At 59.8% G+C, this 25,191-nt stretch carries 25 protein-coding genes and 1 pseudogene; 14 read left to right on the top strand and 12 right to left on the bottom strand.

All coding sequences use genetic code 11. The features are described from left to right. Positions 1 to 40: 40 nt before the first annotated feature. Both ACR0L1_RS04320 and ACR0L1_RS04315 read right to left on the bottom strand, forming a co-directional pair. Positions 41 to 931 carry a fatty acid desaturase gene (locus tag ACR0L1_RS04320; RefSeq protein WP_480857349.1) on the bottom strand — a complete coding sequence of 297 codons (891 nt, stop codon included), beginning with the start codon at positions 929 to 931 and terminating at the stop codon, positions 41 to 43. Between the two features lie 3 nt (positions 932 to 934). Next, the gene (locus tag ACR0L1_RS04315; protein WP_480857347.1) at positions 935 to 1,354 is read right to left on the bottom strand and encodes a cupin domain-containing protein; all 420 of its coding nucleotides are present in this window, start codon (positions 1,352 to 1,354) and stop codon (positions 935 to 937) included. An 86-nt stretch (positions 1,355 to 1,440) separates the two neighbouring features. On the opposite strand from ACR0L1_RS04315, the gene ACR0L1_RS04310 reads away from it, so the two are divergent. After that, positions 1,441 to 2,859 carry a protein adenylyltransferase SelO gene (locus tag ACR0L1_RS04310; RefSeq protein WP_480857811.1) on the top strand — a complete coding sequence of 473 codons (1,419 nt, stop codon included), beginning with the start codon at positions 1,441 to 1,443 and terminating at the stop codon, positions 2,857 to 2,859. Here ACR0L1_RS04310 and ACR0L1_RS04305 read toward each other — a convergent pair. Next, positions 2,835 to 3,746, bottom strand: coding sequence for an FHA domain-containing protein (locus ACR0L1_RS04305; RefSeq protein WP_480857345.1), 912 nt, complete (start codon positions 3,744 to 3,746; stop codon positions 2,835 to 2,837). The genes ACR0L1_RS04310 and ACR0L1_RS04305 overlap by 25 nt on opposite strands. 165 nt (positions 3,747 to 3,911) lie before the next feature. On the opposite strand from ACR0L1_RS04305, the gene ACR0L1_RS04300 reads away from it, so the two are divergent. The 5 genes from ACR0L1_RS04300 to ACR0L1_RS04280 all read left to right on the top strand — a co-directional run bounded on the left by ACR0L1_RS04300 (position 3,912) and on the right by ACR0L1_RS04280 (position 8,006). Next, the gene (locus ACR0L1_RS04300; RefSeq protein ID WP_480548240.1) at positions 3,912 to 4,616 is read left to right on the top strand and encodes an endonuclease/exonuclease/phosphatase family protein; all 705 of its coding nucleotides are present in this window, start codon (positions 3,912 to 3,914) and stop codon (positions 4,614 to 4,616) included. A 74-nt stretch (positions 4,617 to 4,690) separates the two neighbouring features. Then, a complete protein-coding gene (locus ACR0L1_RS04295; RefSeq protein ID WP_480502502.1) occupies positions 4,691 to 5,104 on the top strand; it encodes a Fur family transcriptional regulator in 414 nt (137 codons plus the stop codon). 126 nt (positions 5,105 to 5,230) lie between these two features. Further along, on the top strand, positions 5,231 to 6,112 hold the full coding sequence (locus tag ACR0L1_RS04290; RefSeq protein ID WP_480857342.1) for a DMT family transporter: 882 nt from the start codon (positions 5,231 to 5,233) through the stop codon (positions 6,110 to 6,112). 124 nt (positions 6,113 to 6,236) lie between these two features. Beyond that, complete coding sequence (gene eno, locus ACR0L1_RS04285) at positions 6,237 to 7,514, top strand: phosphopyruvate hydratase (RefSeq protein ID WP_480857340.1); 1,278 nt, start codon at positions 6,237 to 6,239, stop codon at positions 7,512 to 7,514. 324 nt (positions 7,515 to 7,838) lie between these two features. Then, entirely contained in the window at positions 7,839 to 8,006 is a 168-nt protein-coding gene (locus ACR0L1_RS04280) for a hypothetical protein (protein WP_170788725.1), read from the top strand. 35 nt (positions 8,007 to 8,041) lie between these two features. Here the strand turns inward: ACR0L1_RS04280 and ACR0L1_RS04275 are convergent, their stop codons facing one another. The 3 genes from ACR0L1_RS04275 to mazG all read right to left on the bottom strand — a co-directional run bounded on the left by ACR0L1_RS04275 (position 8,042) and on the right by mazG (position 10,347). Then, positions 8,042 to 8,491, bottom strand: coding sequence for a GNAT family N-acetyltransferase (locus ACR0L1_RS04275; protein ID WP_170788724.1), 450 nt, complete (start codon positions 8,489 to 8,491; stop codon positions 8,042 to 8,044). After that, on the bottom strand, positions 8,488 to 9,426 hold the full coding sequence (locus ACR0L1_RS04270) for a nucleoside hydrolase (protein WP_170774454.1): 939 nt from the start codon (positions 9,424 to 9,426) through the stop codon (positions 8,488 to 8,490). Before ACR0L1_RS04270 ends, ACR0L1_RS04275 begins: the two co-directional genes overlap by 4 nt. 63 nt (positions 9,427 to 9,489) lie before the next feature. Then, complete coding sequence (mazG, locus tag ACR0L1_RS04265; protein WP_480857337.1) at positions 9,490 to 10,347, bottom strand: nucleoside triphosphate pyrophosphohydrolase; 858 nt, start codon at positions 10,345 to 10,347, stop codon at positions 9,490 to 9,492. A gap of 66 nt (positions 10,348 to 10,413) precedes the next feature. Here mazG and ACR0L1_RS04260 point away from each other — a divergent pair, with 66 nt between their 5' ends. The 4 genes and pseudogenes from ACR0L1_RS04260 to ACR0L1_RS04245 all read left to right on the top strand — a co-directional run bounded on the left by ACR0L1_RS04260 (position 10,414) and on the right by ACR0L1_RS04245 (position 14,040). Next, positions 10,414 to 11,577, top strand: a complete 1,164-nt coding sequence (locus tag ACR0L1_RS04260; protein ID WP_480857335.1) for a M20 aminoacylase family protein — start codon at positions 10,414 to 10,416, stop codon at positions 11,575 to 11,577. A 12-nt stretch (positions 11,578 to 11,589) separates the two neighbouring features. Next, entirely contained in the window at positions 11,590 to 12,555 is a 966-nt protein-coding gene (gene speB, locus ACR0L1_RS04255; RefSeq protein ID WP_170774449.1) for an agmatinase, read from the top strand. Positions 12,556 to 12,618: 63 nt separating this feature from the next. Continuing rightward, positions 12,619 to 13,560, top strand: a pseudogene (speB, locus tag ACR0L1_RS04250) (agmatinase). A gap of 72 nt (positions 13,561 to 13,632) precedes the next feature. Beyond that, entirely contained in the window at positions 13,633 to 14,040 is a 408-nt protein-coding gene (locus ACR0L1_RS04245; RefSeq protein ID WP_480857333.1) for a DUF1499 domain-containing protein, read from the top strand. On the opposite strand, the gene ACR0L1_RS04240 is transcribed toward ACR0L1_RS04245, so the two are convergent. Beyond that, positions 13,981 to 14,268, bottom strand: coding sequence for a hypothetical protein (locus tag ACR0L1_RS04240; protein ID WP_170774443.1), 288 nt, complete (start codon positions 14,266 to 14,268; stop codon positions 13,981 to 13,983). The genes ACR0L1_RS04245 and ACR0L1_RS04240 overlap by 60 nt on opposite strands. A gap of 63 nt (positions 14,269 to 14,331) precedes the next feature. Between ACR0L1_RS04240 and prfA the strand changes: the two genes are divergently transcribed. From prfA to ACR0L1_RS04225, 3 genes are all read left to right on the top strand, one after another. Then, positions 14,332 to 15,387, top strand: coding sequence for a peptide chain release factor 1 (gene prfA / locus ACR0L1_RS04235; protein WP_480857331.1), 1,056 nt, complete (start codon positions 14,332 to 14,334; stop codon positions 15,385 to 15,387). Next, entirely contained in the window at positions 15,384 to 16,229 is an 846-nt protein-coding gene (prmC, locus tag ACR0L1_RS04230) for a peptide chain release factor N(5)-glutamine methyltransferase (protein ID WP_480857329.1), read from the top strand. Before prfA ends, prmC begins: the two co-directional genes overlap by 4 nt. Before the next feature lie 237 nt (positions 16,230 to 16,466). Next, a complete protein-coding gene (locus ACR0L1_RS04225) occupies positions 16,467 to 17,042 on the top strand; it encodes a DUF4167 domain-containing protein (RefSeq protein ID WP_170774436.1) in 576 nt (191 codons plus the stop codon). A 55-nt stretch (positions 17,043 to 17,097) separates the two neighbouring features. Here ACR0L1_RS04225 and rsmA read toward each other — a convergent pair whose 3' ends face one another. From rsmA to lptG, 5 genes are all read right to left on the bottom strand, one after another. Beyond that, positions 17,098 to 17,940 (bottom strand): 16S rRNA (adenine(1518)-N(6)/adenine(1519)-N(6))-dimethyltransferase RsmA, encoded by an 843-nt coding sequence (gene rsmA / locus ACR0L1_RS04220; protein ID WP_480857327.1) that lies wholly within the window; start codon positions 17,938 to 17,940, stop codon positions 17,098 to 17,100. 81 nt (positions 17,941 to 18,021) lie between these two features. Continuing rightward, entirely contained in the window at positions 18,022 to 18,987 is a 966-nt protein-coding gene (gene pdxA / locus ACR0L1_RS04215) for a 4-hydroxythreonine-4-phosphate dehydrogenase PdxA (RefSeq protein WP_170788716.1), read from the bottom strand. Continuing rightward, the gene (locus tag ACR0L1_RS04210) at positions 18,984 to 20,171 is read right to left on the bottom strand and encodes a peptidylprolyl isomerase (RefSeq protein WP_480502493.1); all 1,188 of its coding nucleotides are present in this window, start codon (positions 20,169 to 20,171) and stop codon (positions 18,984 to 18,986) included. The genes pdxA and ACR0L1_RS04210 overlap by 4 nt, the downstream gene beginning before the upstream one ends. 56 nt (positions 20,172 to 20,227) lie before the next feature. Then, on the bottom strand, positions 20,228 to 22,390 hold the full coding sequence (locus ACR0L1_RS04205; RefSeq protein ID WP_480857324.1) for an LPS-assembly protein LptD: 2,163 nt from the start codon (positions 22,388 to 22,390) through the stop codon (positions 20,228 to 20,230). After that, positions 22,390 to 23,490, bottom strand: coding sequence for an LPS export ABC transporter permease LptG (lptG, locus tag ACR0L1_RS04200; protein ID WP_170788714.1), 1,101 nt, complete (start codon positions 23,488 to 23,490; stop codon positions 22,390 to 22,392). Before lptG ends, ACR0L1_RS04205 begins: the two co-directional genes overlap by 1 nt. A gap of 231 nt (positions 23,491 to 23,721) precedes the next feature. Here lptG and ACR0L1_RS04195 point away from each other — a divergent pair, with 231 nt between their 5' ends. Further along, a complete protein-coding gene (locus tag ACR0L1_RS04195) occupies positions 23,722 to 25,188 on the top strand; it encodes a leucyl aminopeptidase (protein ID WP_480857322.1) in 1,467 nt (488 codons plus the stop codon). Positions 25,189 to 25,191 lie beyond the last annotated feature (3 nt).

Here is a 25,191-nt window from a genome sequence, read left to right as displayed (position 1 = left end):
ACGTCTGGTTGCTAGCCATCCAGAGCAACCGCCGGTGTTGTTAGTTCCTTACTTTGCGGATGTACGCGCTTGTAAAGTCAGAATACCCGTCTGATGTCGATCTCAAATGCGCTCGGGTCCATCTGTGCAGCGCGGGTAGCTGATGGAAGGGGACATTCGGAAAGGCGTGGTGCTCGGCGTGGTAGGGCATGTTCCAGGCCAGAAAGCGGATCAGGCGGTTGGTGAAAGTGGTTCGGGAATTCTCGAGCATATTCGCGACCGGCGGACAGAGCCCGTGTTCGGCCAGAAGGTACAGCCTCAGAAAGGGCTGGCCGACCAGAACGGGCAGCAGCCACAGCCACCACAGCACGGGTGACATAAACAGGCTGACAAGCGCTAGGGCGTAGAGGCCCAGTAGCACCCGCGCCTCCAGCCGCATGGCTTTGTGCTGACGCGCCGGTAGATAGGGCGCGTTGATCCGGCCACGGGCATTTTGCACCAGAACCTGCGCCATGCCGCGCCAATAGGGCCAGCCGCTGAGGTAAATCAGCAGGCTGGACCAATTGTCGGGCTTGGGTTTGCCGCCCAGTTCGGGATCATTCTCGGGGTGGTTGGTCCATTTGTGATGGGCCAGGTGAAAATACCGAAACCAGACAAAGGGCAGGGCAATCGGAATCGCCACCAGATGGCCAATGGCCTCGTTCAGCCAAGGGGATTTGAACGGCGTCTTGTGCGTGCATTCATGGCTGAGGGTAAAGAGGAACACCAACATGATACCCTGAGGCAGGATCAGCAAAGGCCAGAATGGCACCTGAGCGATGATACCAATACTGGTGGCAGTCAATGCCAGCACATAGAGCGCCAGATGCCGCAGCCCGGCTTTGTCGGACCGCTCTTGCAGTTTGTCTTTGGCCTCGGCTGGAATGGACGTGATGAGGGCGCGGTGATCCATGGCCTAACCCTTTGGTATATCGAAACCCGGTGCGGCCAGTTCAAAGCCATTGAACTCGAACCCCGGAGAAACCGTGCAGCTGACCAGCGTATAGGCTCCGGTACTGCGTGCGGCCTGCCAATGACCCTTGGGGACGATGAGTTGCGGCGCGCCTTTGGTCAGGTCGGGGGACAGCATATGATCTGTGGCAGGCCCCGCATCCGAGGCGCTGAGCGACAGGATCAGTGGATCACCGGCGTGGTACAGCCAGATCTCGGTCGCATCGACTCGGTGCCAGTGGCTGCTCTCTCCTTCGGCCAGAAGGAAGTAGATGCAGGTACCGCTGGCGCGGCCTGCGTTGTCGGCGCGCCATGTCTCGCGGAACCATCCCCCTTCGGGGTGCTGTTGCAGGTTCAGGTGGTCGATAATCTCTTGTGCGGTCATGGGGCCCTCGGGGTGTTTGGAGCGATTATGCACGGGATTGCGTGATCCACTATGGTATTCGCGTGGATGAGGAATATCTTTGGCACATGACCCTGACGATCCCGTTTGACAACAGCTACGCCCGCCTTCCCAACAGCTTCTACGCCCGGCAGGCCCCAGTGCCTGTGCGCGCGCCGCAATTGATCGCCTTTAACACCGATCTGGCGAAGGTCCTGCGGATCACACCGGGTGAGGTGCAGGACATGGCCGAGGCTTTTGCCGGCAATACGCTCCCCGAGGGGGCCGAACCCATCGCGCAGCTTTATTCAGGGCATCAATTCGGCAACTACAATCCCCAGTTGGGGGACGGGCGCGCGGTTTTGCTGGGTGAGACCGTCGGAACAGACGGTCTGCGCCGGGATATTCAGTTGAAAGGGTCTGGCCCCACGCCCTTTAGCCGTCAGGGGGACGGGCGCGCTTGGTCGGGGCCTGTGTTGCGCGAATACGTGGTGTCCGAGGCGATGCACGCGCTGGGCATCCCCACGACGCGGGCTTTGGCTGCTGTCGAGACGGGCGAGGTTGTTTTCCGCGAAGAACCCATGCCGGGCGCGGTTCTGACCCGCGTCGCACGTAGCCATCTGCGCGTGGGTACGTTTCAGGTCTTTGCCGCGCGGGGGCAGTTGGACAGCCTGCGCCGCCTGACTGAATATGCCATCGAACGCCACTTTCCGCAGGCTGCGGGTCCTATGGGTCTGTTGCGCGCCGTGGCGCAGGCGCAATCTGAACTGATTGCCGGGTGGATGAGCGTGGGTTTCATCCATGGTGTAATGAATACCGACAATTGCTCGATCGCCGGCGAGACCATCGACTACGGCCCCTGCGCCTTCATGGACAGCTATCATCCGAACACGGTCTACAGCTCGATCGACCGGATGGGACGCTATGCCTATTCGAACCAACCGGGCATCGCGGTGTGGAATTTGGCGCAACTGGCGACGGCCCTGATCCAGCAGATGGACGACAAAGAGGCCGCTGTGGAAGAAGCGACCGAGATCGTTCACGCCATGCCCGATTTGCTGGAACAGCACTGGCTGACGCGGTTTCGGGCCAAGATCGGGCTTGTGACCGAGGAGGACGGAGATCGGCAACTGGTTTCGGACCTTTTGGCGCGAATGGCGCAGAACCAGGCTGACTTTACAAATACCTTCCGCGCGCTGGGCGGTGATACTGCGCGCGATCAGTTCACAGACCCGCAGGCCTTTGATCAATGGGCCGATGCTTGGAAGGCGCGGCTGCAGCGGGAAAACGATCCACGTGCCACCATGATGTCGGCGAACCCGGTTTTCATCCCGCGCAATCACCGTGTCGAGCAGATGATACAAGCCGCTTTACGGGGCGATTATGCCCCGTTCCACCGTTTGAATGACGTGCTGTCGCGCCCTTATGAGGACCAGCCTGAAGCGATCGACCTGACGCACCTGCCTTCGGAAGGTGAAGTGGTTCACGCCACGTTTTGCGGCACCTGACGACGGCCTAGGATCTCGAATTCTAAACAGGCCTCGGAATGTTCGAGGGGCAATGTGGGAGAGATCAGGCCGCTATCAGCCAGCATGACAGTTTCACGCTTAAGCTGGATTTCCCGCCCGCCTTCGGATTTGACATAGGTGCCTGATGTGCTGCGATCCGACAGGATCAGCCTGCCGTCTTTCATGGTGATCACCATATGCAGACGGGACACCCAAGGCTGGCTGAGCACCACGTCGCATCCCGGCGATCGACCAACCGTCAGCTCGCCATTGTCGGGGCAGCTCCAGCTTTGGCCCTCGTGTCGCAGGACCAGCGTCAGATGCTCGGGTGCGGCAAGATTGTCTTCGGTGCGGCCATAGGATTGGGGCAGGCGGGTTTGGGTGAAGGAATTTGCCGTAGGGCTGATCAGCGAATGCGCCGCGAATTGTTCGGTCAAACCCTTGAGGTTGAGCTGACCCAGCGGGGTCAGCATCTGGCGCGCGCCGTTGTGCAGCAATGCGGCGGCCTCGTCACTGACGCAGGCCTCGCCGGGATTGGCCACAGAGGCAAGACGGGCGGTTACGTTCACGGCCTCGCCATAGACACCCTTTTCCGCAATGACGATCGGCCCACAGTGAACGCCGACATGGACCGACAGCGAGGTTTCGGGCGATCCTTCGATCAGGGTCAGAACGGCGTTGATTGCCGCATTCGCATCCTGAAAATAGCTAAGAACATCGTCCCCCTTCTGACCGACCTGCACCCCACCATGCTCAAACAGGACGCGCCGAAGGCGATCCAGTTCCAACTGGATCAGCCTTTGTGCCTCGGCATCGCCTACAGCCTTGTACAAAGGCGTGCTGCCGGAAATATCAGCAATGACCAGGGTCGCGAAGGTGGTGCTCACGTGGAGTCCTCGGTTTGGGCTGGCGGTGTTTGGACTGTTATGCCAAAGGGTATACAAGGCGAAAACCCTCTTGCACATCCGATCCTTACAACACGCGCGGAAATTTAATGTTGCGCTGGGCGCAGGGCGTGGCACTGTTGCGGGCAGATATTTGACCCGAGCGCTATGACATCCACGCCAACACTTCGCATTGCCAGCTACAACATCCAAAAATGCGTTGGGCTTGATTTCCGCCGCCAACCGCAGCGCATCATGCAGGTCATCGACAATATGAAGGCCGATATCGTGGTGTTGCAGGAGGCCGACAAACGCCTGCCACCGCGCCCCGCAGCCCTGCCGCATTTCATGCTGGACGAGGCCGGATGGCAGATTGTCGATCTGGGCGGGGCAGGCAGTCTGGGTTGGCATGGAAATGCGGTGATCTGGAAGGGTGACACGATCCAAGTGCGACAGACCGGACATCACGACCTTCCGGGGCTGGAGCCTCGGGGGGCGGTGCGGGTTGAATTCGACACTCCCATCGGGCCGCTGCGTGTGATGGGAATGCATCTGGGCCTACTGCCCGCATCGCGCCGTCAGCAGATCACCCATATCCGCCGCTGTGACGTTGACCTGGCGCAGATGCCTACAGTCTGGGCCGGGGATTTCAACGAATGGTCACGTCAGCCGGTGCTGGACCATCTGGCGCCTGACATGCGGTTTCTTCCTCCGGTTCCCAGCTTTCCCGCAGCGCAGCCTTTGGGCGCGCTGGATCGCATCGCGCTGGGCGCAGGGCTTGAGGCAGTGGTGCACGGCGTTCACGATGCGCGACCTGCGCATATTGCCTCGGACCATTTGCCGATCTGGGCCGACCTGCGGCGCGTTGCCTAAGATACAATTCCCCTGTGGCGCAGAGTGCGCAGACGTATTAAGACAGAGAACCGAATACACCCCGAGGGTCACTCATGTCCGACACGATCATCGCCCGTTGCGAGGCCAAGGGCCTGCGCATGACAGGTCAGCGCCGCACCATCGCCCAGGTGCTGCAACAAAGCGAGGATCACCCGGATGTAGAAGAACTGTATGCCCGCGCTTCAAAGGTCGATGCGGGGATTTCTATCGCGACGGTCTATCGCACTGTGAAGCTGTTCGAAGAAGCCGGGATTCTCGAGCGTCTGGAATTCGGTGATGGCCGCGCGCGCTATGAGGATGCCGAACGGGACCATCACGACCATCTGATCGACATGCAATCGGGGCAGGTCATTGAATTCGTCGACCCCGAGATCGAGGCTTTGCAGGAAAAGATCGCGGCCAAGCTGGGCTATAAGCTGAAAGGCCACCGGCTGGAACTCTATGGTGTGCCGCTGGAACAGGACTGATTCATCACGAATCTCGAACGGTGACCGCACGCGAATTCATGTATTCCATGCGGATAGGACTTGCCTGACCGACCAGCTTTCGAGTTCTGTGATCGGGCGAACAGCGCTCCTCTGACGGATCGGATCATGAACAACGTAAACGGCATCCTGCTGGTCGTCGGCGCAATGGCGGCCTTTGCGCTTGAGGATATGTTTATCAAGCACCTGTCGGCCTCGGTGCCGACCGGTCAGATCATGATTTTGCTGGGTGCGATTTGCGGCCTGATCTTTGCGGTGATGACCGTCGTAACGCGCAAGCGCATCTTTGATCGGGCTGCGTGGCGCCCCTTGCCACTTATCCGCGCAGGCAGTGAAGGGGTCGGTGCGATTGCCTTCGTGACTGCGCTGGCCTTGGTCGATCTGTCCACAGTCGCCGCAGTGTTCCAGGCATTGCCGCTTGCCGTAACTGTCGGTGCGGCGCTGTTTCTGGGCGAGCAGGTCGGTTGGCGCAGGTGGAGCGCGGTCTGCGTCGGATTTCTGGGCGTTTTGATGATCATCCGCCCCGGTCTTGCCGGGTTCCAGCCCGAGACCCTGTTGGTGGTGATCAGCGTTGTCTGTATCGCCGCCCGCGATCTGATCACCCGGCGACTAGATGCCGATATCGCCTCGTCCGTGGTGGCGATGCAGGCCTATATCGCGGCGATCTTGGGCGGGCTGGTGCTGATGGTTGTACAGACGCAACCGCTGGTGCCGATCGCAGGTCCGCAGATGGGGCCGTTGATTGGGGCCGTCCTGTTTAGTGTTTTGGGCTACTACGGCATCGTCACGGCGATGAGGGTGGGGGATGCCTCGGCGCTGACCCCGTTTCGCTATACGCGGCTGGTGTTTTCGATCACGGCGGGCATGATCATGTTTGGCGAACGCCCGGACCTGATGACCATTGCGGGGGCCTCGCTGATCCTGGGATCGGGTCTTTACACTTTCCTGCGGGAACGTCGTTTGGCGCGGGTCATGGTGGCTGCGGCTTGACGGATCGTCGCAGGTTTGCGCAAATACCTGCTGTGCAATGTGTTAGCGATAACATGAATGGTTTACTTTTTGCCCGGTGATGGTATGAGGCGTGCAACGGATTGCAGCCACAGGGACGGGCCTCATGAGCACGATTATCGACATCCACGCACGCGAAATTCTGGACAGCCGGGGCAACCCGACGGTCGAGGTGGACGTGATCCTGGAAGATGGCACCATGGGCCGCGCGGCTGTGCCCTCGGGCGCGTCTACCGGCGCCTATGAAGCGGTGGAAAAGCGTGACGGTGACAAGGCGCGCTACATGGGTAAGGGCGTGCTGGAAGCGGTCGCTGCCGTGAACGGCGAGATTGCCGAGGAGCTTGTGGGTTTTGACGCGACTGAACAGGTCGCCATCGACCAGGCGATGATCGAATTGGACGGGACCGAGAATAAAGGTCGTCTGGGCGCAAACGCTATTCTGGGTGTTTCGCTAGCGACGGCCAAGGCGGCTGCGGATTTTACCACTCAGCCTTTGTACCGCTATGTAGGCGGCACCTCGGCCCGCGTTCTGCCAGTGCCGATGATGAACATCATCAATGGCGGCGAACATGCCGACAACCCTATCGACATTCAGGAATTCATGATCATGCCGACCTCGGCCGCGAATATCCGCGAGGCGGTGCGCATGGGGTCCGAAGTGTTCCACACACTGAAAAAAGAGCTGTCCTCGGCCGGTCTGGCCACTGGCGTCGGTGATGAGGGCGGCTTTGCCCCCAACATTGCTAGCACGCGCGAGGCGCTGGATTTCATCCTGAAATCCATCGAAAAGGCTGGCTACAAACCGGGTGAAGAAATCCACCTGGCGTTGGATTGCGCCGCGACCGAATACTACAAAGACGGCAAATACGTGCTGGCGGGCGAGGGCACAACACTGACGTCCGAGGAAAACGCGGCCTATCTGGCAGCGCTGGTCAATGACTATCCGATCATCTCGATCGAAGACGGCATGTCCGAAGATGACTGGGACGGCTGGAAAGCTCTGACCGACGCCATCGGCAACGAGGTGCAATTGGTGGGTGACGACCTGTTCGTGACCAACCCTGAACGTCTGGCCGAAGGCATCGATCGCGGCTGTGCGAACTCGATGCTGGTCAAAGTGAACCAGATCGGTTCGCTGACCGAGACGCTGCGCGCTGTCGATATGGCCCACCGCGCGCGGTACACCAACGTGATGTCGCACCGTTCGGGCGAGACCGAGGACGCCACCATTGCAGATCTGGCGGTTGCGACCAATTGCGGTCAGATCAAAACCGGCAGCCTCGCGCGGTCGGACCGGCTAGCCAAATACAACCAGCTGATCCGCATTGAGGAATCGCTAGGTGAGGTCGCAGAATATGCGGGGGCTTCGATCCTCAAACGCTGATCGTACCAAAAAACGCAAATAGGCCCGGTCTTCGCTGGAAGGCCGGGCTTTTTCGTCTCTCGCCCTGAACTCGTGGGGAATCGGTTATGCGGATTGTCCGATCCGCACCCTTTATGCGCGTTGAAAACCTCGTGCTGTCGCCTGAAAAGTGTGCGCAGGTTACGTTAGGTAAAGAATCTTCAATTTTTCGAAAAATTTTTGTCCAACGTTTGCAGGTAGTTGCCAACATTGTGGCAACATAAAGGCAATTTTGTGTGAACTTTTCCCTATTTGGGCGAGCCCGCCAAACCCTAACCTGAGGTCACTACTCGAAAGGAGAATACCATGACTGGTTCCAAATTCCTTCTTGCGGCAACAGTGATTAGTACTGTTTTTCTGGCGGCCTGCTCGGCACCAGGTGTTTACCCGGTTTCAGGGCAGTCAGTTTCGGCAACCGACCCCGTCAAAGACATGGATTCGCCCATCTATATGTATAGCGGCGAGTTGCGCTAACGTGCTGTCGCTGGGGGGCTGACAAAAGACTGCTATCAGAGCTTCTTGCTCATCAATACATAGCGATCGCGCGGTTTGAAGCCGGTGCGCAGATATAGCTTCTGCGCGGTTTCATTGGTGCGGTCGACCTCAAGGTGCAGGGCGGTCAGCCCGGCACTGGCAAGGGCTTTGGGCAGGTCCAGCAGCACCTCGGTGGCGATGCCGCGACCCCGCACGGCGGGGCGGATGTAAATCTCGTCGATAAAGGCGTCCATTCCGCCGAACTCGACAGACCACCCAAAGGTCAAAACCGCGTATCCAAGCGGTGCACGCGCCGGACCGATCAAATATACGCAGCCATGGGGAATACCGTCCAGCAGCGGTGCCAGCGCGTTGCGCCGGTGATCAGCGTCCTGATCGATGCCCGCTTCGGCGTGAAAGGCGGCGACAAGGGTCATCAGACGGCCCAGATCCTCAGGCCGGGCGAGTTTAAGTGCAGCACTCATAGTCGAGCCAGCCGTTCGGTTAGCAGATCGAAGAACCCTTGTGCATCGACGCTGCCCATGAACATGGCGTTTGCCGGGCGATCTGTGACGCGCCACCAATCGGCAACGGTCATGCCCAGTGTCAGCTCGGACTGGGTCTCGATCTCGACATTGATGTGACGGCCCGAGAACAGCTCAGGCCGGATCAGATAGGCGGTGACGCAGGGATCGTGCAGGGGTGCGCCCTCCGATCCGTATTTTTCCTTGTCGAACCGTTCGAAGAAATCAGTCATCTCGGCCACTGCGTGTCCGACCTTGCTGTCCAGCGCGCGGAAGGCGTCGTTGCGGTGTGGCGTGACCAGCGCGTCATGGGTCACGTCCAGTGGCATGACGACGATGTGCGCGCCGGATTTGAACACGATATCAGCTGCTTCAGGGTCGACATAGATATTGAATTCCGCCGCCGGAGTGATGTTGCCGACCTCAAAGTACGCCCCACCCATCAGCACGATTTCCTGTACCCGGTCAACGATATCGGGGGCCTTGGTGAAAGCCGTCGCAATATTGGTGAGCGGCCCCAGTGGGCATAGAGTCACCGTGCCCGGCTCATGCGCGCGCAGGGTGTCGATGATGAAATCGACCGCGTGCCCTTGGGCCAACGGCATTTGCGGATCGGGCAGAACGGGACCGTCCAGTCCGGTTTTGCCGTGCACATGTTCTGCTGTGACCAAAGGGCGGTTCAGCGGCCGATCACAGCCTGCATAAACCGGCACGTCCGTGTGGCCAGCCAGTTCGCAGACGATGCGCGCGTTCTTGGCGGTTAGCTCCAGCGGCACGTTCCCGGCGACGGCTGTTACGCCCAGCAAGTCGATTTCATCCGGGCTGGCCAGCGCCAACAGGATGGCAACGGCGTCGTCCTGACCGGGGTCGGTGTCGATAATGATTTTGCGCGGCATGGGTGTCTCCGGGGGTGGTGAAGGGCGGACACTCGCAAGTGTCAAAGCACTTGTCCAGCGGTTTCAGACCCCCGTGGCGACATCCACCGGCGGGAGTTTGCCATTGGCGCGATGCTCCTCGGTTTTCACCTCGTCCCACAGGGCATCCATCTCGGCCAGATCGCTTTGGCTGGGTGTTTTACCGCGTTCGGCCAGGCGGGATTCGACCTGTTCAAAGCGGCGGGTGAACTTGGCGTTGGTGCGGCGCAGAGCGGCCTCAGGCTCGATTCCCAGATGACGGCCCAGATTGACGATCACGAACAGCAGATCGCCGAATTCATCTTCGAGCGCGTCGGCATCCATGCTGTCGCGGGCCTCTTCCAGTTCGGCGGCCTCTTCGGTGATCTTGGCCAACACATGGCTAGCGTCGGGCCAGTCGAACCCCACGCGCGCGGCGCGTTTTTGCAGCTTGTGCGCGCGCAGCAGGGCAGGCAGGTTCGCGGCCACACCGTCTAGCGCGCCTTTCTGTTCCTTACCTGCACGTTCCGCTGCCTTGATCGTTTCCCAATCCAGCGTCTGCTGTTCGGCAGACTTGTCGCGGGATTCGTCACCGAACACATGTGGGTGACGCGCAACCATCTTGTCGGACATGGTGCGGACCACGTCCTGAAAGGTGAAATGCCCAGCTTCTTCAGCCATTTGTGCGTGAAAGACCGATTGGAACAGCAGGTCGCCCAACTCTCCCTTCAGCTCGCCATAAGCCTCGCGTTCGATAGCATCAGCGACCTCATAGGCTTCTTCGATCGTGTAGGGAGCGATGGTGGCGAAATCCTGTTCGATGTCCCACGGACAGCCAGTCTGCGGGTCGCGCAGGCGGCGCATGATCTCCAGCAGACGTTCGATGCCTGCGTCTTTATCGTGGATCAGAGGATTTTCGGCCATTGCGAACCCTTTCGTTCCGGTGTCAGATGCATCCATTCCGCAGACCGCAACAGGAGTCCACCCCAGATGCCCGTCGTCAACCGAATTGCCGATTATACCGCCGATATGACCGCGTGGCGGCAGCACCTGCATACGATCCCTGAACTGAAATTCGAATGCCATGAAACGGCAGCTTTCGTGGCCGAGCGTCTGCGTGAATTCGGTGTGGACGAGATTCACGAGGGGATCGCCACCACCGGCATCGTCGCCATTATCAACGGGCAGGGCGAAGGGCCTACCATCGGTCTGCGCGCTGATATGGATGCGCTGCCGATCCCTGAGGAAACCGGGGTGGACTATGCCTCGACCAAGCCGGGGAATATGCACGCCTGCGGTCACGACGGACATACGACAATGCTGCTGGGCGCGGCGCGCTATCTGGCCGAGACGCGGAATTTTTCGGGCCGCGTGGCCCTGATCTTTCAACCCGCCGAAGAGGATGGCGGCGGCGCGGGCGTCATGGTCGAGGAAGGCATCATGGAGCGGTTCGACATCTCTCAGGTCTACGCCCTGCATAATGCGCCGGGCGTGCCCGAGGGGATGTTTCAGACCAATACCGGTCCGATCATGGCTGCGGTGGACACGTTTGAAGTTCATATTCAAGGTGTCGGCGGCCACGGGGCGATGCCGCATGAAACCCGCGATCCTGTGATGGCAGCCTGCGGGATTGCGCAGGCGATTCAGACCATTGTCAGTCGCAACAACTATGCGCTGGACGATCTGGTGGTCTCGGTCACTCAGATCCATACCGGTTCGGTGAACAACGTGATCCCTGATACTGCCTATATCAACGGTACCGTGCGCACCTTTGATCCGAGTGTACAGAAGATGGTGATGGATCGAATGGCGCAGATCGTGCAGGGTCAGGCGCAGTCTTACGGGGTGGAAGCTCGGCTGGATTATGAGGTCAATTATCCCGCCACGATCAACGACGCCGCCAAGGCTGAATTCGCCGCCGATGTGGCGCGCGATATCTCGGGGGATGAGCGCGTGCTGACCGAGGTTCCGCCGATGATGGGGGCCGAGGATTTCTCATTCATGCTACAATCGCGCCCCGGTGCCTATCTGTTTGTGGGGCAGGGTGATGGCGCCGGGCTGCACCATCCGAAATACAACTTCAACGATGAGATCGCGCCCATCGGGGCATCCTTCTTTGCGCGGATCGTCGAAAAGGCACAGCCACTGGGCTGATAAGGGAAAGACATGGGACTGGAAGACGCAAAAACTCAGGTGGATGAGGCATTCACCAACCCCGACCTCAAGGGGCTGTCGTTCGAGAATACCTTTGGTGGAGCGACGTCGTTTCTGCGGCGGCTATACACCAAGGACCTGAAAGGGGTGGACATCGCCGTGACCGGCGTTCCGTTCGATCAGGCGGTGACGAACCGCCCCGGCACCAGGCTGGGCCCGCGCGCAATCCGCGAGGCCAGCGCGCTGCAATCGCCCGACGCGCCCTATGGCTGGCCCTTTGATGCACTCAGCGAGTTGGCCATCGTAGACTATGGCGACATGGCCTATGACTATGCCAATATCCCAGCCTTTCCCGACACGCTGACCGATCACATCCGCACCATTCTTGCCGCCGATGTGGCCTCGGTCACTTTGGGCGGGGATCACTATATCAGTTTCCCGATCCTGAAAGCCTATGCCGAGAAATACGGGCCCATGTCGCTGCTGCAATTCGATGCGCATACGGACACATGGGCCGATGACGATATGACCCGCGTGGATCACGGGACGATGTTTTACAAGGCGGTAAAGTCGGGGATCGTGGACCCCAAGCGATCCGTTCAGGTGGGTATCCGCACCACCAACGAGGACACGCTAGGCGTCAACATCATCGACGCGCGTGAGGTCTACGAATCCGGCCCCGCTGCCGTGGCGCAAAAGATCAAAGAGATCATGGGCGATAGCCCAGTTTACTTGAGCTTCGACATCGACGGATTGGATCCCGCTTTTGCCCCCGGCACCGGTACACCAGTCTGGGGTGGTCTGAGTTCTATTCAGGCGCAGATCATCTTGCGTGACATTGCCGGGATCAACATCAAGGGCGGCGATGTAGTCGAGGTCTCTCCGCCTTTTGATACCTCGGGCGCGACGGCGATCGCCGGTGCCCATGTGGCGACGCAGATTATTTGTCTTTTGGGATGGAACAAACTGCAGCCTTAACCATTGGTTAGCCATCTTTCCGGTATCACCTTAGCCAAAAGGTCGGACGGGAGAGATACGGGCATGACACAGTTTAACCAACCCCTCAGTGGCAATGATCTGGCGCGGTTTTCGGGGCCGAACACGTTCATGCGCCTGCCGCAGGCGGAGTCTCTGGCGGGGCTGGATGTGGCCGTGCTGGGCATTCCGATGGATATCGGCACCTCGTGGCGGTCGGGCACGCGGTTCGGGCCAAAACAGATCCGCGCCGAAAGTGCGATGATACGGCCCTATAACATGGCCAGTTTTGCCGCGCCCTTTGACAGCCTTCAAATCGCCGATATTGGCGATCTTGCGATCAACACGTTTTCACTGGCAGAAAGCCTGAAGATCATCAAGGAAAGCTATGACGCCATTCTGGCGCAGGGGGTGACGCCAGTTGCGATGGGCGGCGATCATTCGATCACCCTGCCAATCCTGCGGGCGATCGCGGCCAAGCACGGGCCTGTGGCGCTGGTGCATGTGGATGCGCACGCCGACGTGAATGACGAGATGTTTGGCGAGCGTGAAACCCATGGCACCGTCTTCCGCCGCGCCTATGAAGAGGGCCTGATCGTCCCCGACAAGACCTTTCAGATCGGCATTCGCGGCTCGGGCTAAGCGGCGTCAGATTTCACCCAGGCCAAGGGCTGGGGTTTCAAGCAATTCCCCGCGTGGGAGTTGTGGCAGCAGAACCTGACGGTAATCGGCGCACAAATTCGCAATGAGATCGGAGAGCATCCGACCTATATCACCTATGATATCGACAGCCTTGATCCGGCCTTTGCGCCCGGCACCGGTACGCCTGAGATCGCCGGATTGACCACGCCGCAAGCTCTGCAATTGCTTCAAACTTTGAGTGGGGTGAACGTGGTGGGCTGCGATCTGGTTGAGGTGTCTCCGCCCTATGACCCTGCGGGGACGACGGCGCTGACGGCGGCAAACCTGCTTTTCGAACTGCTATGCATCCTGCCTAGCGTGACGTAACGGTAAAGGGGCGCTTGGTGCCTTGTCGGGCGCTAAGAACCAAATAGGTTTTGCGGAAACACGAGGTTCAGGATGAAGAAGATGGTCGTTTGGGTGCTAGTCGGGGCTGTTGTGGCTCTGGGGGTTTATATCCGTCTCGCACCCTCTGACTCTGCCCAATGGCATATACCGCTGACTGCAATGGCGGATACGGATATGCAAGGCGGCGTCATTCGCATCGTTGAAACCGGGCCGGAAGGTCTTGCCCGACTGGACGATATCGCGCAGGCCACGCCGCGCACTACCGTGCTGGCCGGGTCGGTGGATGAGGGGATGATCACCTACATTACCCGCAGCAAAGTGATCGGCTTTCCCGACTACACCACGGTCCAGCAAGACGGCGATACCCTACGCATCCATGCACGCCTGCGCTTTGGGCGATCAGATTTTGGGGTAAACCGAGACCGAGTTGATGAGTGGCTTGCTGCGCTCCAACCCTGAGGACAAACACCCCTCGGACACCTCGCGCCACATTGGCACGTTCAGCGACATCTGACACTGTGCCATGAACATGCGGCCATCGACCTGCAAGCAGATCATCTCACCCAAATCCACGCGTGCACCTGATTTGTCTGTGCAATAGCAGTCGCGCACCTTGCCGTCCGGCCCGACGTAATCCGCCATGGCAGGCACCGCAAACAGCGATAAAACGAAAACCAACCCCTTCATGTCGGCTATCTTAGCACAAGCTCGGCCCTTGACCAAAGCGGCATATTAGGGGACACCGCCCAGATGATCCCCGAAGAACGCCTTGAGCAGATAACCCAGCGATTCCAATACCTCGAAGCGGCCATGTCCGATGGTGCCTCGGGTGGAGATATTGCGGCCTTGGCCAAGGAGTATTCGGATCTCAAGCCCGTGGTTGATCAGATCATGGCCTGGCGGCAGCTGCGGGCCGATTTGGCCGAGGCAGAGGCAATGCTGGCCGACCCCGACATGAAGGAACTGGCCGAAGAGGAAATTCCTGATCTTCAGGCCCGTATCCCGCAAGCAGAACATGCGCTGCAATTGGCGCTGTTGCCCCGAGACGAGGCCGACGTACGCCCAGCGATGCTGGAAATCCGACCGGGCACGGGTGGGGACGAGGCCGCATTGTTCGCAGGCGATCTGTTGCGCATGTATCAGCGTTACGCCGAGGCGCGCGGCTGGCGGTTTGAGATCATCGAAGAACAGGCCTCCGATCTGGGTGGCATCAAAGAGGTGGTGGCCCATATCAAGGGCGAGAACGTCTTTGCCCGGATGAAGTACGAATCCGGCGTACACCGGGTGCAGCGCGTGCCCGAAACCGAAAGCGGGGGGCGGATTCATACCTCGGCAGCCACCGTGGCCGTTTTGCCCGAGGCTGAGGATGTGGACATTCAGGTCGACGCCAATGACATCCGTATCGACACCATGCGCAGCTCGGGCGCGGGGGGACAGCATGTGAACACTACCGACTCGGCGGTGCGCATTACCCACCTTCCGACCGGGCTGGTTGTGACCAGTTCCGAGAAATCCCAACACCGCAACCGCGAGATTGCTATGCAGGTGCTGAAAACGCGCCTCTATGACTTGGAGCGCCAGCGGATCGACAGTGAACGCTCAGCCGATCGGGCCAGTCAGGTGGGGTCCGGGGACCGCTCTGAGCGGATCAGGACCTATAACTTCCCGCAGGGCCGCATGACGGATCACCGCATCAACCTGACGCTTTATAAGTTGGATCAGGTGATGCAGGGCGACTTGGACGAAATCATCGACGCGCTCACCGCTGACGATCAGGCGCGTTTGCTGGCCGAGATGGCACAATGAACGGGCCGCAGACAGCGGCTATGGCGATGGTTGCCGCGACGGCTCGGCTGCGCGCGGCGGGCGTCGATGATCCGGCGCGCGATGCACGTGTTCTGCTTGCCCATGCCGCCCGGATCGAAGCCAGCCGTGTCACCCTGATTGCGCCAGAGGAATTGGCTCCGGAAATCGCCGAACGCTATGATCAACTGATCGCGCTGCGGGCCATTCGTGTCCCGGTGTCGCATCTGCTGGGCGAGCGTGAGTTCTATGGCCGTAGGTTCCGGGTCAGTCGCGATGTGCTGGACCCGCGTCCCGAGACAGAGACCCTGATCGAAGCCGCCTTGAGCGAGCCGTTCGATCACGTTCTGGACTTGGGCACAGGTTCGGGCTGTATTCTGATCACTTTGCTGGCTGAACGCACCAGCGCGTCGGGCGTTGGCGTTGATCTGAGTGAATCGGCCTGCCTGCAAACCAGTGCGAATGCCGTGCAGCATCAGGTACAAGACCGGGTGGAGGTTCTTCAATCCGATTGGTTTGGAAACATTGAGGGTGAATTCGATCTTATTGTCTCGAATCCCCCGTATATTTCGCTGTCCGAAATGGAGGCGCTGTCCCCGGAAGTGCGCGAGCATGAACCGCGCATGGCTCTGACCGACGAAGGGGATGGGCTTGGGGCGTATAGACGCATCGCCGCCGGTGTGCCTGATTTTCTATTACCGGACGGGCGGTTGCTGGTGGAAATTGGCCCGACGCAGGGCGCTGCCGTGGCGGCGCTTTTTGATGCGGCAGGTTTGTCTGAGACGCGCGTTATTCCTGATCTGGATGGGCGTGACCGCGTCGTTTTCGCCAGAATGCCGCAATGACGACACGTTCTGAGGCCGATTTCTGCCGATTGATGTAAAAAAGCAGCGAAAAATGGGACAAACCCCTTGTCTGAACCTGCCGGACATGTTTACTCAGGAACAGTCAGCGAGGTTGACGCCGTTACAGCGCGCCCCTGACGCCAAGCCCAAAAAGTCGACATCGCGTCACAGCTAAAGCCTTTGAGCAGTGTACGTCGCGAGGTGATCGACATCGTAAGACAAGGCTGACGAAAGTAGATGAGATCTTCCAAATCCCGCTCGCGGGCCAAGAATAACCGCAATCGTCCTTCTGGCGGCAACGTTGTAAACCGGGTCTTTGACAGCTCGGGGCCGGAAGGCAAAGTGCGAGGCACGCCCCAGCAGATCATTGACAAGTACAACCAGCTTGCCCGCGATGCGCAGCTGTCCAATGACCGTGTGGCCGCCGAGAATTTCCAGCAACATGCCGAGCATTACCTGCGCCTGCTGAGCGAAGCCCAACGCGAGATGGAAGCCCGCCGCGAAGAGCAAGAGCGTCAGAACCGCGAACGCCAGGCCGAACGTGACCGCGAGCGCGCCGAGCGTCAGGAACGTGAAGCCGCCCGTCAAGCCGACCCGGCAGAGGCTCCGCAGCCTGATGTGATGGGGTTCGCGCCCGAAGATGCGGCACCTGAATCCGGTCTGGTGGAGACACCCGAAAGCAAAGGCGGCGACGCCGCACCTGAGAAGAAAGAAAAACCGGCACGCAAGCCACGTGCGCGCAAGCCCAAGGCCGCGCCCGCTGCGGAAGAACCCGCTGCCGACAAGGGAGACGCCCCGGAGGCGGCTGAGTAATCGGTTTGAATAGCAAAGTTAGGCCTCGGGTTTCGACCCGAGGTTTTTTTGTTTCTTAGGGCTGCTTCACTGCACGAGCCAGAGCGCAGAAGGCTTCCAACGGGACCTGTTCGGCCCTTTCGGTGGGTTCTATGCCAACAGCGCGCAGCCTGTCTTCGATATCGTGGGCGACACCTTTCAACGAGGCGCGCAGCATTTTGCGCCGCTGGTTGAAGGCTGCCGCGACAACGCGGGACAGGGTGGCTGCATCTGCCGGAAAACGAGGCTCGGGCAGGGCGGTCAGGTGGACCACCGCGCTGGAAACTTTTGGGGGTGGCGTAAAGGCACCCGGCGGCAGGGACATGGCGATCCTTGCCTCGGCCCGCCATTGCGCAAGGATGGCAAGGCGGCCATATGCTTTGCTGCCGGGTTGGGCGACGATCCGCTCGGCCACTTCGCGTTGGAACATTAGGGTCAGGCTTTGCCAGAACGGGGGCCATTCTGGCGGGGTCAGCCAGCGCACCAGCAATTCGGTGCCCACATTGTAGGGCAGGTTCGCGGCAATGCGAATGGGGGGCGTCAGGTGGGCGAGCGGATTGATTTCCAGCGCATCGCCGTTAATGATCTCAAGCCGGCCCGGATAGGCGGCTGCGATCTCGTTGAGAGCGGCGATGCAGCGGGTGTCTTTTTCGACGGCGACGACTTTACGGGCGCCTTCGGACAGAAGCCCACGGGTCAGGCCGCCGGGACCGGGGCCGATTTCCAGCACGTCACATGTAGTCAGATCACCGGCCTGACGGGCGATCTTGGCAGTTAGGTTCAGATCCAGCAGAAAATTCTGGCCCAGAGATTTGCGGGCCGAAAGCTGGTGTGCAGCGATGACTTCGCGCAGTGGGGGAAGGGTGTCGATGGCGCTCATGATCCGGTTACCGTGGCGCGGGTTGAGGCGGTGCGCCAGTTTTTTTGCCTCCGGCGGGGATATTTTCAGCCAGGTGAAGGGTCAAGTGCTTTGCGCCATGCGTTGAGCGAGCTTCAGGGCCTCGATCAGGCTGGAGGGGTTGGCGATGCCTTGCCCGGCGATGTCCATGGCGGTGCCGTGGTCGGGTGAGGTGCGGATGAAGGGTAGTCCCAGTGTCACGTTCACGCCGCGGTCGAAGTCCAGCGTCTTGATCGGGATCAGCGCTTGGTCGTGATACATCGCGATAGCTGCGTCATAGCGGGTGCGGGCGGCGGCGTGAAACATGGTGTCGGCCGGGTGGGGGCCGGTGACCGTGTAGTCATAGGTAGGCAGCCTTTCGATCAGGGGGCCGATCCAGTCCAGTTCCTCATGCCCCATTTTGCCGCCTTCGCCTGCGTGAGGGTTGAGGCCCGCGATGGCGATGCGAGGGTTCGGGATACCGAATTGGGTGCGTAGGCCATGCGCGGTGATCTCGATCGTGTCTTGCAGGAGGTCAGGGGTCAGTTCCGCCGGGACGCGGGACAGCGGAATGTGGATCGTTGCGGGCACCACACGAAGCTGGTCGCTGGCCAGCATCATCACCACCCGTTTGCAACCAGAAAGCGCCGCCAGAAACTCGGTATGGCCGGGATAGGCGAAACCGGCGCCGTCGATCAGTGCCTTTTTGTGGATCGGTGCCGTACACAGCGCGGAGGCCGCACCGGATTGGACCAGGGATACGCCAAACTCGATTGCATCAATGACACCTGGCGCGTTGGCGGAGGCAGGGCGGCCGGGAAGAGCGGATTCGGGAAAGTCGAGCTGTAGGACGGGCAGGGCCGTGGTGCTAAGTTTCATTGCCTCGGCCGGATCCGAAATTTTTGCGGTCGGGGTCCCGCCCGGCAAATGCGCTGCGTCTCCGATGAAGAAGAACGGGCAGGTGTCGCGCAGCTCGGCCCAAGCTTTTGCTGCGATTTCCGGGCCGATACCGGCCGGATCACCGCAGCTTAGCGCGATAGGGGCTGTCATTGCTCGACGATCGTGGCGTCGGCGCGCAGCTGCTCCAGAAGGCTTTCGGAAAAGGCTTGCAGGCGCTGCTGCGTCAGGGCGTTGGCGACGTCTGCCCGCGATGTTTCTTCTCCACGGTCCAATGTGCGCGTGCACAGCATCAGGAAGCGCAGTGTCTGACCATTGTTGCTGGTCAGGGTGGTGGATACCTCGTTGAGGTCCAGCTTGGCCAGTTCCAGCGCTATATCGCGCGGAATCTCGGCTGGTGCGGCCTCAATCCGTTCCAGAACTTCTGGGGGCTGATCCTGTGCGATACCGTAGAGATCGTCGCAGGTATCGACCTCTTCACGCAATTCGGCTGCGCGCGCGAGGGTTGCCGGGCTGCGTCCGCCTGGCAGATTGTAGATTGCGTAATCGACCTTGGAGTACTGTGGCGCGGCTGTTGCGCTTTCCCGGATGCCCCGCATCTGAAACAGTGCGACGGCGTTGGACAGGGATATGGGTTGGGTGATGTCACCGGTCTTCAACCCAAGAATAACCGGCTGCAAAGCGGGCGGAAGCTCGGTCAGGTTCAACCAGTCCAATTGACCGCCATTGGTGCGGGTGCCGGCGGCCGAATATTGCGTTGCCGCCGCTGAAAAGGCATCGAACCCTTCAACCAGAGCGATTTCGTCGGCCAACAATTGCACTTGCGGCAGAGTCTGCGGTGTCACGGGGATGATGATTTCGGAGAGCAAAACCTGAAGGCCGCCGCTGCCCGATTGGCCCAGGGCACGGTTAATCTCATCCTCGGTCGGGCGCGCTTGCGAGATAAACCGGGCGCTGATGAAATCACGCCACGAGAGTTGGTCGGCGATAAAATCACGTACGGTTTCACGTGATACCCCGGCATCAGCAAGGAGTTGCAGGAATTCATCGCTGGAAAGCTGGCCGCGTGCTGCGAACTCGTCAATGCCCAGTTGAACGGCCTCGGGGTTGGCCGAGATTCCGGCCTGACGCATGACCTGTCGGCGTAGACGGTCATCAATTAGGGCCTGGCGGACTTCTTCGTCTGATGCGCCCGGCGCGCCCAGAACGGTCAGGAATTGCTGGCGTTGATCCAGTTCGTACCAGGTGACGATATCCTGATTGACCTTGATTGCAGGCGAGAACAGGCTTTGGGCCTGCGTTTGCGGAGCGACGAAAGCAAGGACAAGCGCGGTCAAAACCGGAGCAACCGGTTTAAGCCAACCGGAACGAAGGAAACTTGAGAAACCTGGAATCAACTGCATCTTCTCTTGAACTGTTGGCCACTGCCTTCAACGGAATATCCCGTCAAAGCTACGGTAAAGCCGAATTCTGTCGAAGGCTCAATACTTGATGACGAAGTAAAGCGCCTGCTGACACTCATGTTAACTTGTACGCATTCGTTGCGGTAGGTGACGCCAAGCCCGTATCGGATCGGCTCGGATTCACTAATATCATATCGGGCGAGGGCCTGGGTCAGCCAGTTTTGGTCGATTGTATAGCGCCCGTCCAAACGTATTTCCGATATCTCGTCGTCGATATTTTCATCCGGGTCGGGTTCTTGCCAGACGTAACTTCCTACGATCCCAACGGTTTTCCTTTGCCAGGCCGCGCGCATCTCGGCCTTGGCGAAGCTGAAATCGCCGTTCAACAGACCGCGCCCCGCGAGGGACCAACCATTGGCGGTTTGCAGCTGCCCGGCCAGCAACAGATCGGACGAGGTTCCCTGCAAGCCCGAGGTCAGGTTGAACTCGGGGTCTGCATCTGCGCGATAGACCTGCCCGACTGTAACCAACGCACGGCGACCATTGCCCGCATATCGGGACCAGTTGAGCCCGAATACGCCCGTGACCCCATCCTCGCGCCTGTCGGGTGCGGGAAAGCGCGACAGGGACAAAAGGTTCCCTTGGTCGAATTCCTGAAAGGTGCTTTCATCCAGCGGCACATCATTGGTCGAAACCTGGGTCCAACCGACCTGCGCAATCGGCTCCAGCACCTGTGTTGCCCCGCTTTGTTCGCGGCGTGCCATCGGAAAGCGCAGGGTCAGCGCGGCGCGCGGCGTGGTGCGCGTCACCTGATCGGGAAAATTGCTGTCATGGCGAATGTTGAATGTGTCCACAGACGCACCCAGTTGCGCGTCGGCACGCAGCCCGGATGCAAAAGTCCAGCTGCGAAGCCATTCCGCATCGAATGTCGCCCGTGCGACGTCGCGGCCCAGCACGTCTTCGTCGCTGGTGCGCTCATGCGCGTGGGTCTCGACGCCTAGCCGAACTTCGCCTCCGACCGATTTGGGAAACAGGCGTTTCTCGTAGAACAGATCGAAGATGCGCGATGGGATTTCATCCTGATCTTCACTGTCGCGCAGGGTTTTGAAGTGGATAAAGCTGGTGCGGAATGCGGTATCGCGCTCGTACCGTTCCAATGCAATTTCACTGCGCAGGCGGTCGAATTCGGGCAGGCCATAATCGGCCAGATACGCGTCGTCCGACGTGGTTTGCAGGTTGAAACTGAGCAGATATCCGTCGTTAAGCCCAAAATATCCGTTTGCAAATAAGAACCCGCGATCCTCACCGGGTTCCAGATCGTCACGTGTATACGCGCCATCAATTTCGATCCGCCCCCGCTTGAACGCTTGCCGATAACGGTAGCCCAGCGTTTTGGTTTCGGGCGAGATATAAGGCGTCAGCGTCAGATCCCGGTGATCACCCAACTTGAAGAAATAGGGAACCTGAACTCCGGTCCCAAGCTGCGACGTCGTGCGGATCGACGGCACCAGAAACCCCGTGGCGCGGTCCAGCGTCGGATCGGGAAGGCGCAGATAAGGGAAGTAGAAGACAGGCAGGTCCAGAATCCTGAACTGTGCGCCTTCGAAGTATAGTTGCCGCTCCAGCTGGTCATGCGTGACTTTCCGCGCCCGGATCTGCCAAAGAGGCGGCCTGCCGTCCGAACAAATATGACAGGATGTGGCCGAGACCTTGTCGAACTGCGTATACCGTCCGCCCGCACGTTTGGCCTGAACGGATGCGATCTGCACCTGCTGTTCGAACACCATCCGCGCACCTATCAGCAGGCCGTTTTGGATGCCGCTGTCCAACGTGGCCGAATCCGCCAGAATCGTGGTTGTCCCGGCCTGATCAATGCGCACGGGGCCTTCCAGATTCAGCTCGCCGGTGTCGCGGTTATACGTGATCCGGTTGGCGGTGACTTTGGCGTCGCCCTGAAACGCCTCGACATTGCCCTCAGCCACCAGAACGCGGTCGGGGGTGATAAAGATCTTGTCGGCCACCAGCAACGCCGGTTCATCCTGTTGCTCCTGATCCTGCACTGGGGCGGCTGTGGGCTGTGCTTGCGCTGTCGCAGCTACGGGCAGTGTGAGCGCGACGGCACCAGACAACAATAAACGCGCGAAAAGACGCATCAGCCGTCCTCCGCGTGTAAAAGGAGGCCGAGCGACAAAAGAATGGCTGCAAATGGCGGAGCCCAGGCCGCGACGAAGATAGGCAATTGTCCGTTTTCTCCCAGAATTTGGGCAAAGTTTCTTACGAAGTAGATGGCGAACCCCAGCAAAACCGCCGACAGTACGGCGATCCCGGTGCCTCCGAACCTTACATGGCGCATTGTGAAGGCGGCCCCGATCAGGACCATTGCCACTAGAAAGAAGGGCCGGGCAAGCTGAACTTGCAGCCAGACCTCATATTGTTTGGTCGAAAACCCCGCTTCACCCAAATCGCGGATCAGTTCTGGCAGGTCATAGACCGACACGGATCCCTGATCGCCCAATGTATCCAGAATACGCTGACGTGTGAGCGAGGTCGGAATCTCCAGCCTTTCATGCTCTGCCGCGTTGGTTTCAGGATTGACGCCTTGGATCAACGGCCAAACCTTTGCGTTGCTGAGGATCCAATTCCCGTCCTTAAGTTCAGCCGCGTCTGCTTGGATCTGCTGGTTCGGTGTCCCGTCAGGTGAAAAGGTGATGATCGTCACCTCGTTCAGGACCAAAGTGTTCCCATTTGCGGTGCCCCGCGCGTGGATCACCGATTGTCCATTGCGCGAGCCCTGTCGCAACCACAGGCCTTCGCTGCTGATCGAAAAGGCCGAACTTCCGTTGTTGCGGTAGCTGTCGGACAGGCGTTGATATTCCTCGGACGTGGCAGCCGCAATGGGATTCAGCAGGGCGACCGCTCCTGCGCCGATGACCAGCGCCAGCGTGGCGGGCGCGAGCAGCGCGCGAATGCCTGACCGACCGATGGCGCGTGTCACCACCAGCTCCGAACTGCGGGCCAGACCGACAAAAAGCGCGATTGTGGACAGGATCACCAAAAGGGGCAGCATCTCGCTGATGGCAGCGGGGGTATTCAGCAGGGTCAAATGCAGCAACCGTCCGAAGGACAGGTTTTCGTCGTCAAAGCGGCGCACCTGTTCGATCAGGTCGATCAGAATCAGCAGGGTCAGGAAAATCGCGCCGATGACTAAAAAACTCTGCATGAAGCGGCGGGCGAAGTAGCGGTCGAGGATCATAGCACCCATCCTGCCGGACCAATATTTGTGGGAGGCAACGGGTCGGACACACCGCGGGCCGCGCTTATATGCGACGGCATATGCCTGCCCCGTCTTACCACTGCACTCTCCCACCAACCTGCCGGAATTTTTTCGCGACTGTACTGCAAATGCCTGTCGGGGAAAACTGCTATCTGGTCAAGCCGGGCAGCGCGGGCTAGGTCTTGGGAAACAGATTTTCAGGAGTTCGCCATGAGCAGTCTTATCCCGATCCAGTTTCAGTCTTTCGACATCGACGTAATGGCACAGGCCGAGGGGCGCGTGGCGATAATCATCACGGACGATGGTAAGATGGGCCCAGCAGCACGGCGTGCCAATCGTCTGACCCGTGGAGCCGTCGCACGACTGGTGGAAAGCGAACGCTTCGGCAAGGTGAAAAGCGGTGACGTGATCACGCTGGCTTGGCCCGGAGGAATGGTGGCCGAGGCACTGGACATCCTGATTCTGCCCCGCCGTCCTGATCCGGCCGAGGCCCGCAAGGGCGGTGTTGCGCTGGCCAAACTGGCAGGCGGCAAAGCGCTATTGGTCATGGCGGCGAACCAGATTAGGACCGAGGAACTGGCCCTTGGTATCGCCCTTCGCAGCTATGATTTCGATGCGCACAAGACAAAAGATGCCGACGCGGCCGCTCCGGTCACGATCGCGCATCAAAAACCCGATGAGGTCGAGGTGGCATTTGCGCCGCTCTACGCCATTGCCGACGGCGTGCGGATGACGCGCGACTTGACCAATGAGCCTGCAAACGTTCTGACCACCACCGAATTCGCCGATCGCTTGGTCGAAATGCAGGAACTGGGCCTTGAGGTCGAGGTTCTGGAAGAGGACAAGCTCGAAGAACTGGGGATGCGCACATTGCTGAGCGTCGGGCAGGGCTCGGTTAGCCCCTCGAAGGTTGTGGTGATGCAGTGGAACGGTGGCGACAAGGGCGATTCTCCGCTGGCGCTGGTGGGCAAAGGCGTTGTGTTCGATACCGGCGGGATTTCGTTGAAACCTGCGGGTGGCATGGAAGACATGACCATGGATATGGGCGGCGCAGGCGTTGTCGCTGGCACCATGCGCGCGCTGGCCAAGCGCAAGGCCAAGGCCAACGTGGTCGGCCTAGTTGGGCTAGTCGAGAACATGCCCTCGGGCAATGCCACGCGTCCGGGCGATGTCGTCAAGTCCATGAAGGGCGATACAGTCGAGATCATCAACACCGATGCCGAGGGCCGCTTGGTCCTGTGCGACGTGATGTGGTATGCGCAGGAACGCTTCAGCCCGGTGGGCATGGTCGATCTGGCGACCCTGACCGGAGCGATCATTATCGGTCTGGGGCATGAGAATGCGGGTGTCTTCTCGAACAATGACACGTTCTGCGATGCCTTCCTGAAATCCGCCAAGGCCGAGGATGAGGGCGCGTGGCGGATGCCGCTTGGCCCGAAATATGACAAGATGCTGAAGTCGCGCATCGCGGATATGAAGAACGTGGGCGGACGGCCTGCGGGTTCGATCACGGCGGCGCAGTTCCTGCAACGGTTCGTGAAAGAGGAAACGCCGTGGATTCACCTGGATATCGCTGGTGTCGCCTCGGTCGCGTCCGAGACGTCCTACGCGCCAAAAGGGGCAACGGGATGGGGCGTGCGGGCGCTGAGCCGGTTCGTGCAGGACAATTTCGAGTAATCG

It is taken from the genome of Ruegeria sp. J8, from assembly GCF_056531925.1.
This window is presented reverse-complemented; position numbering and strand designations above follow the sequence as displayed.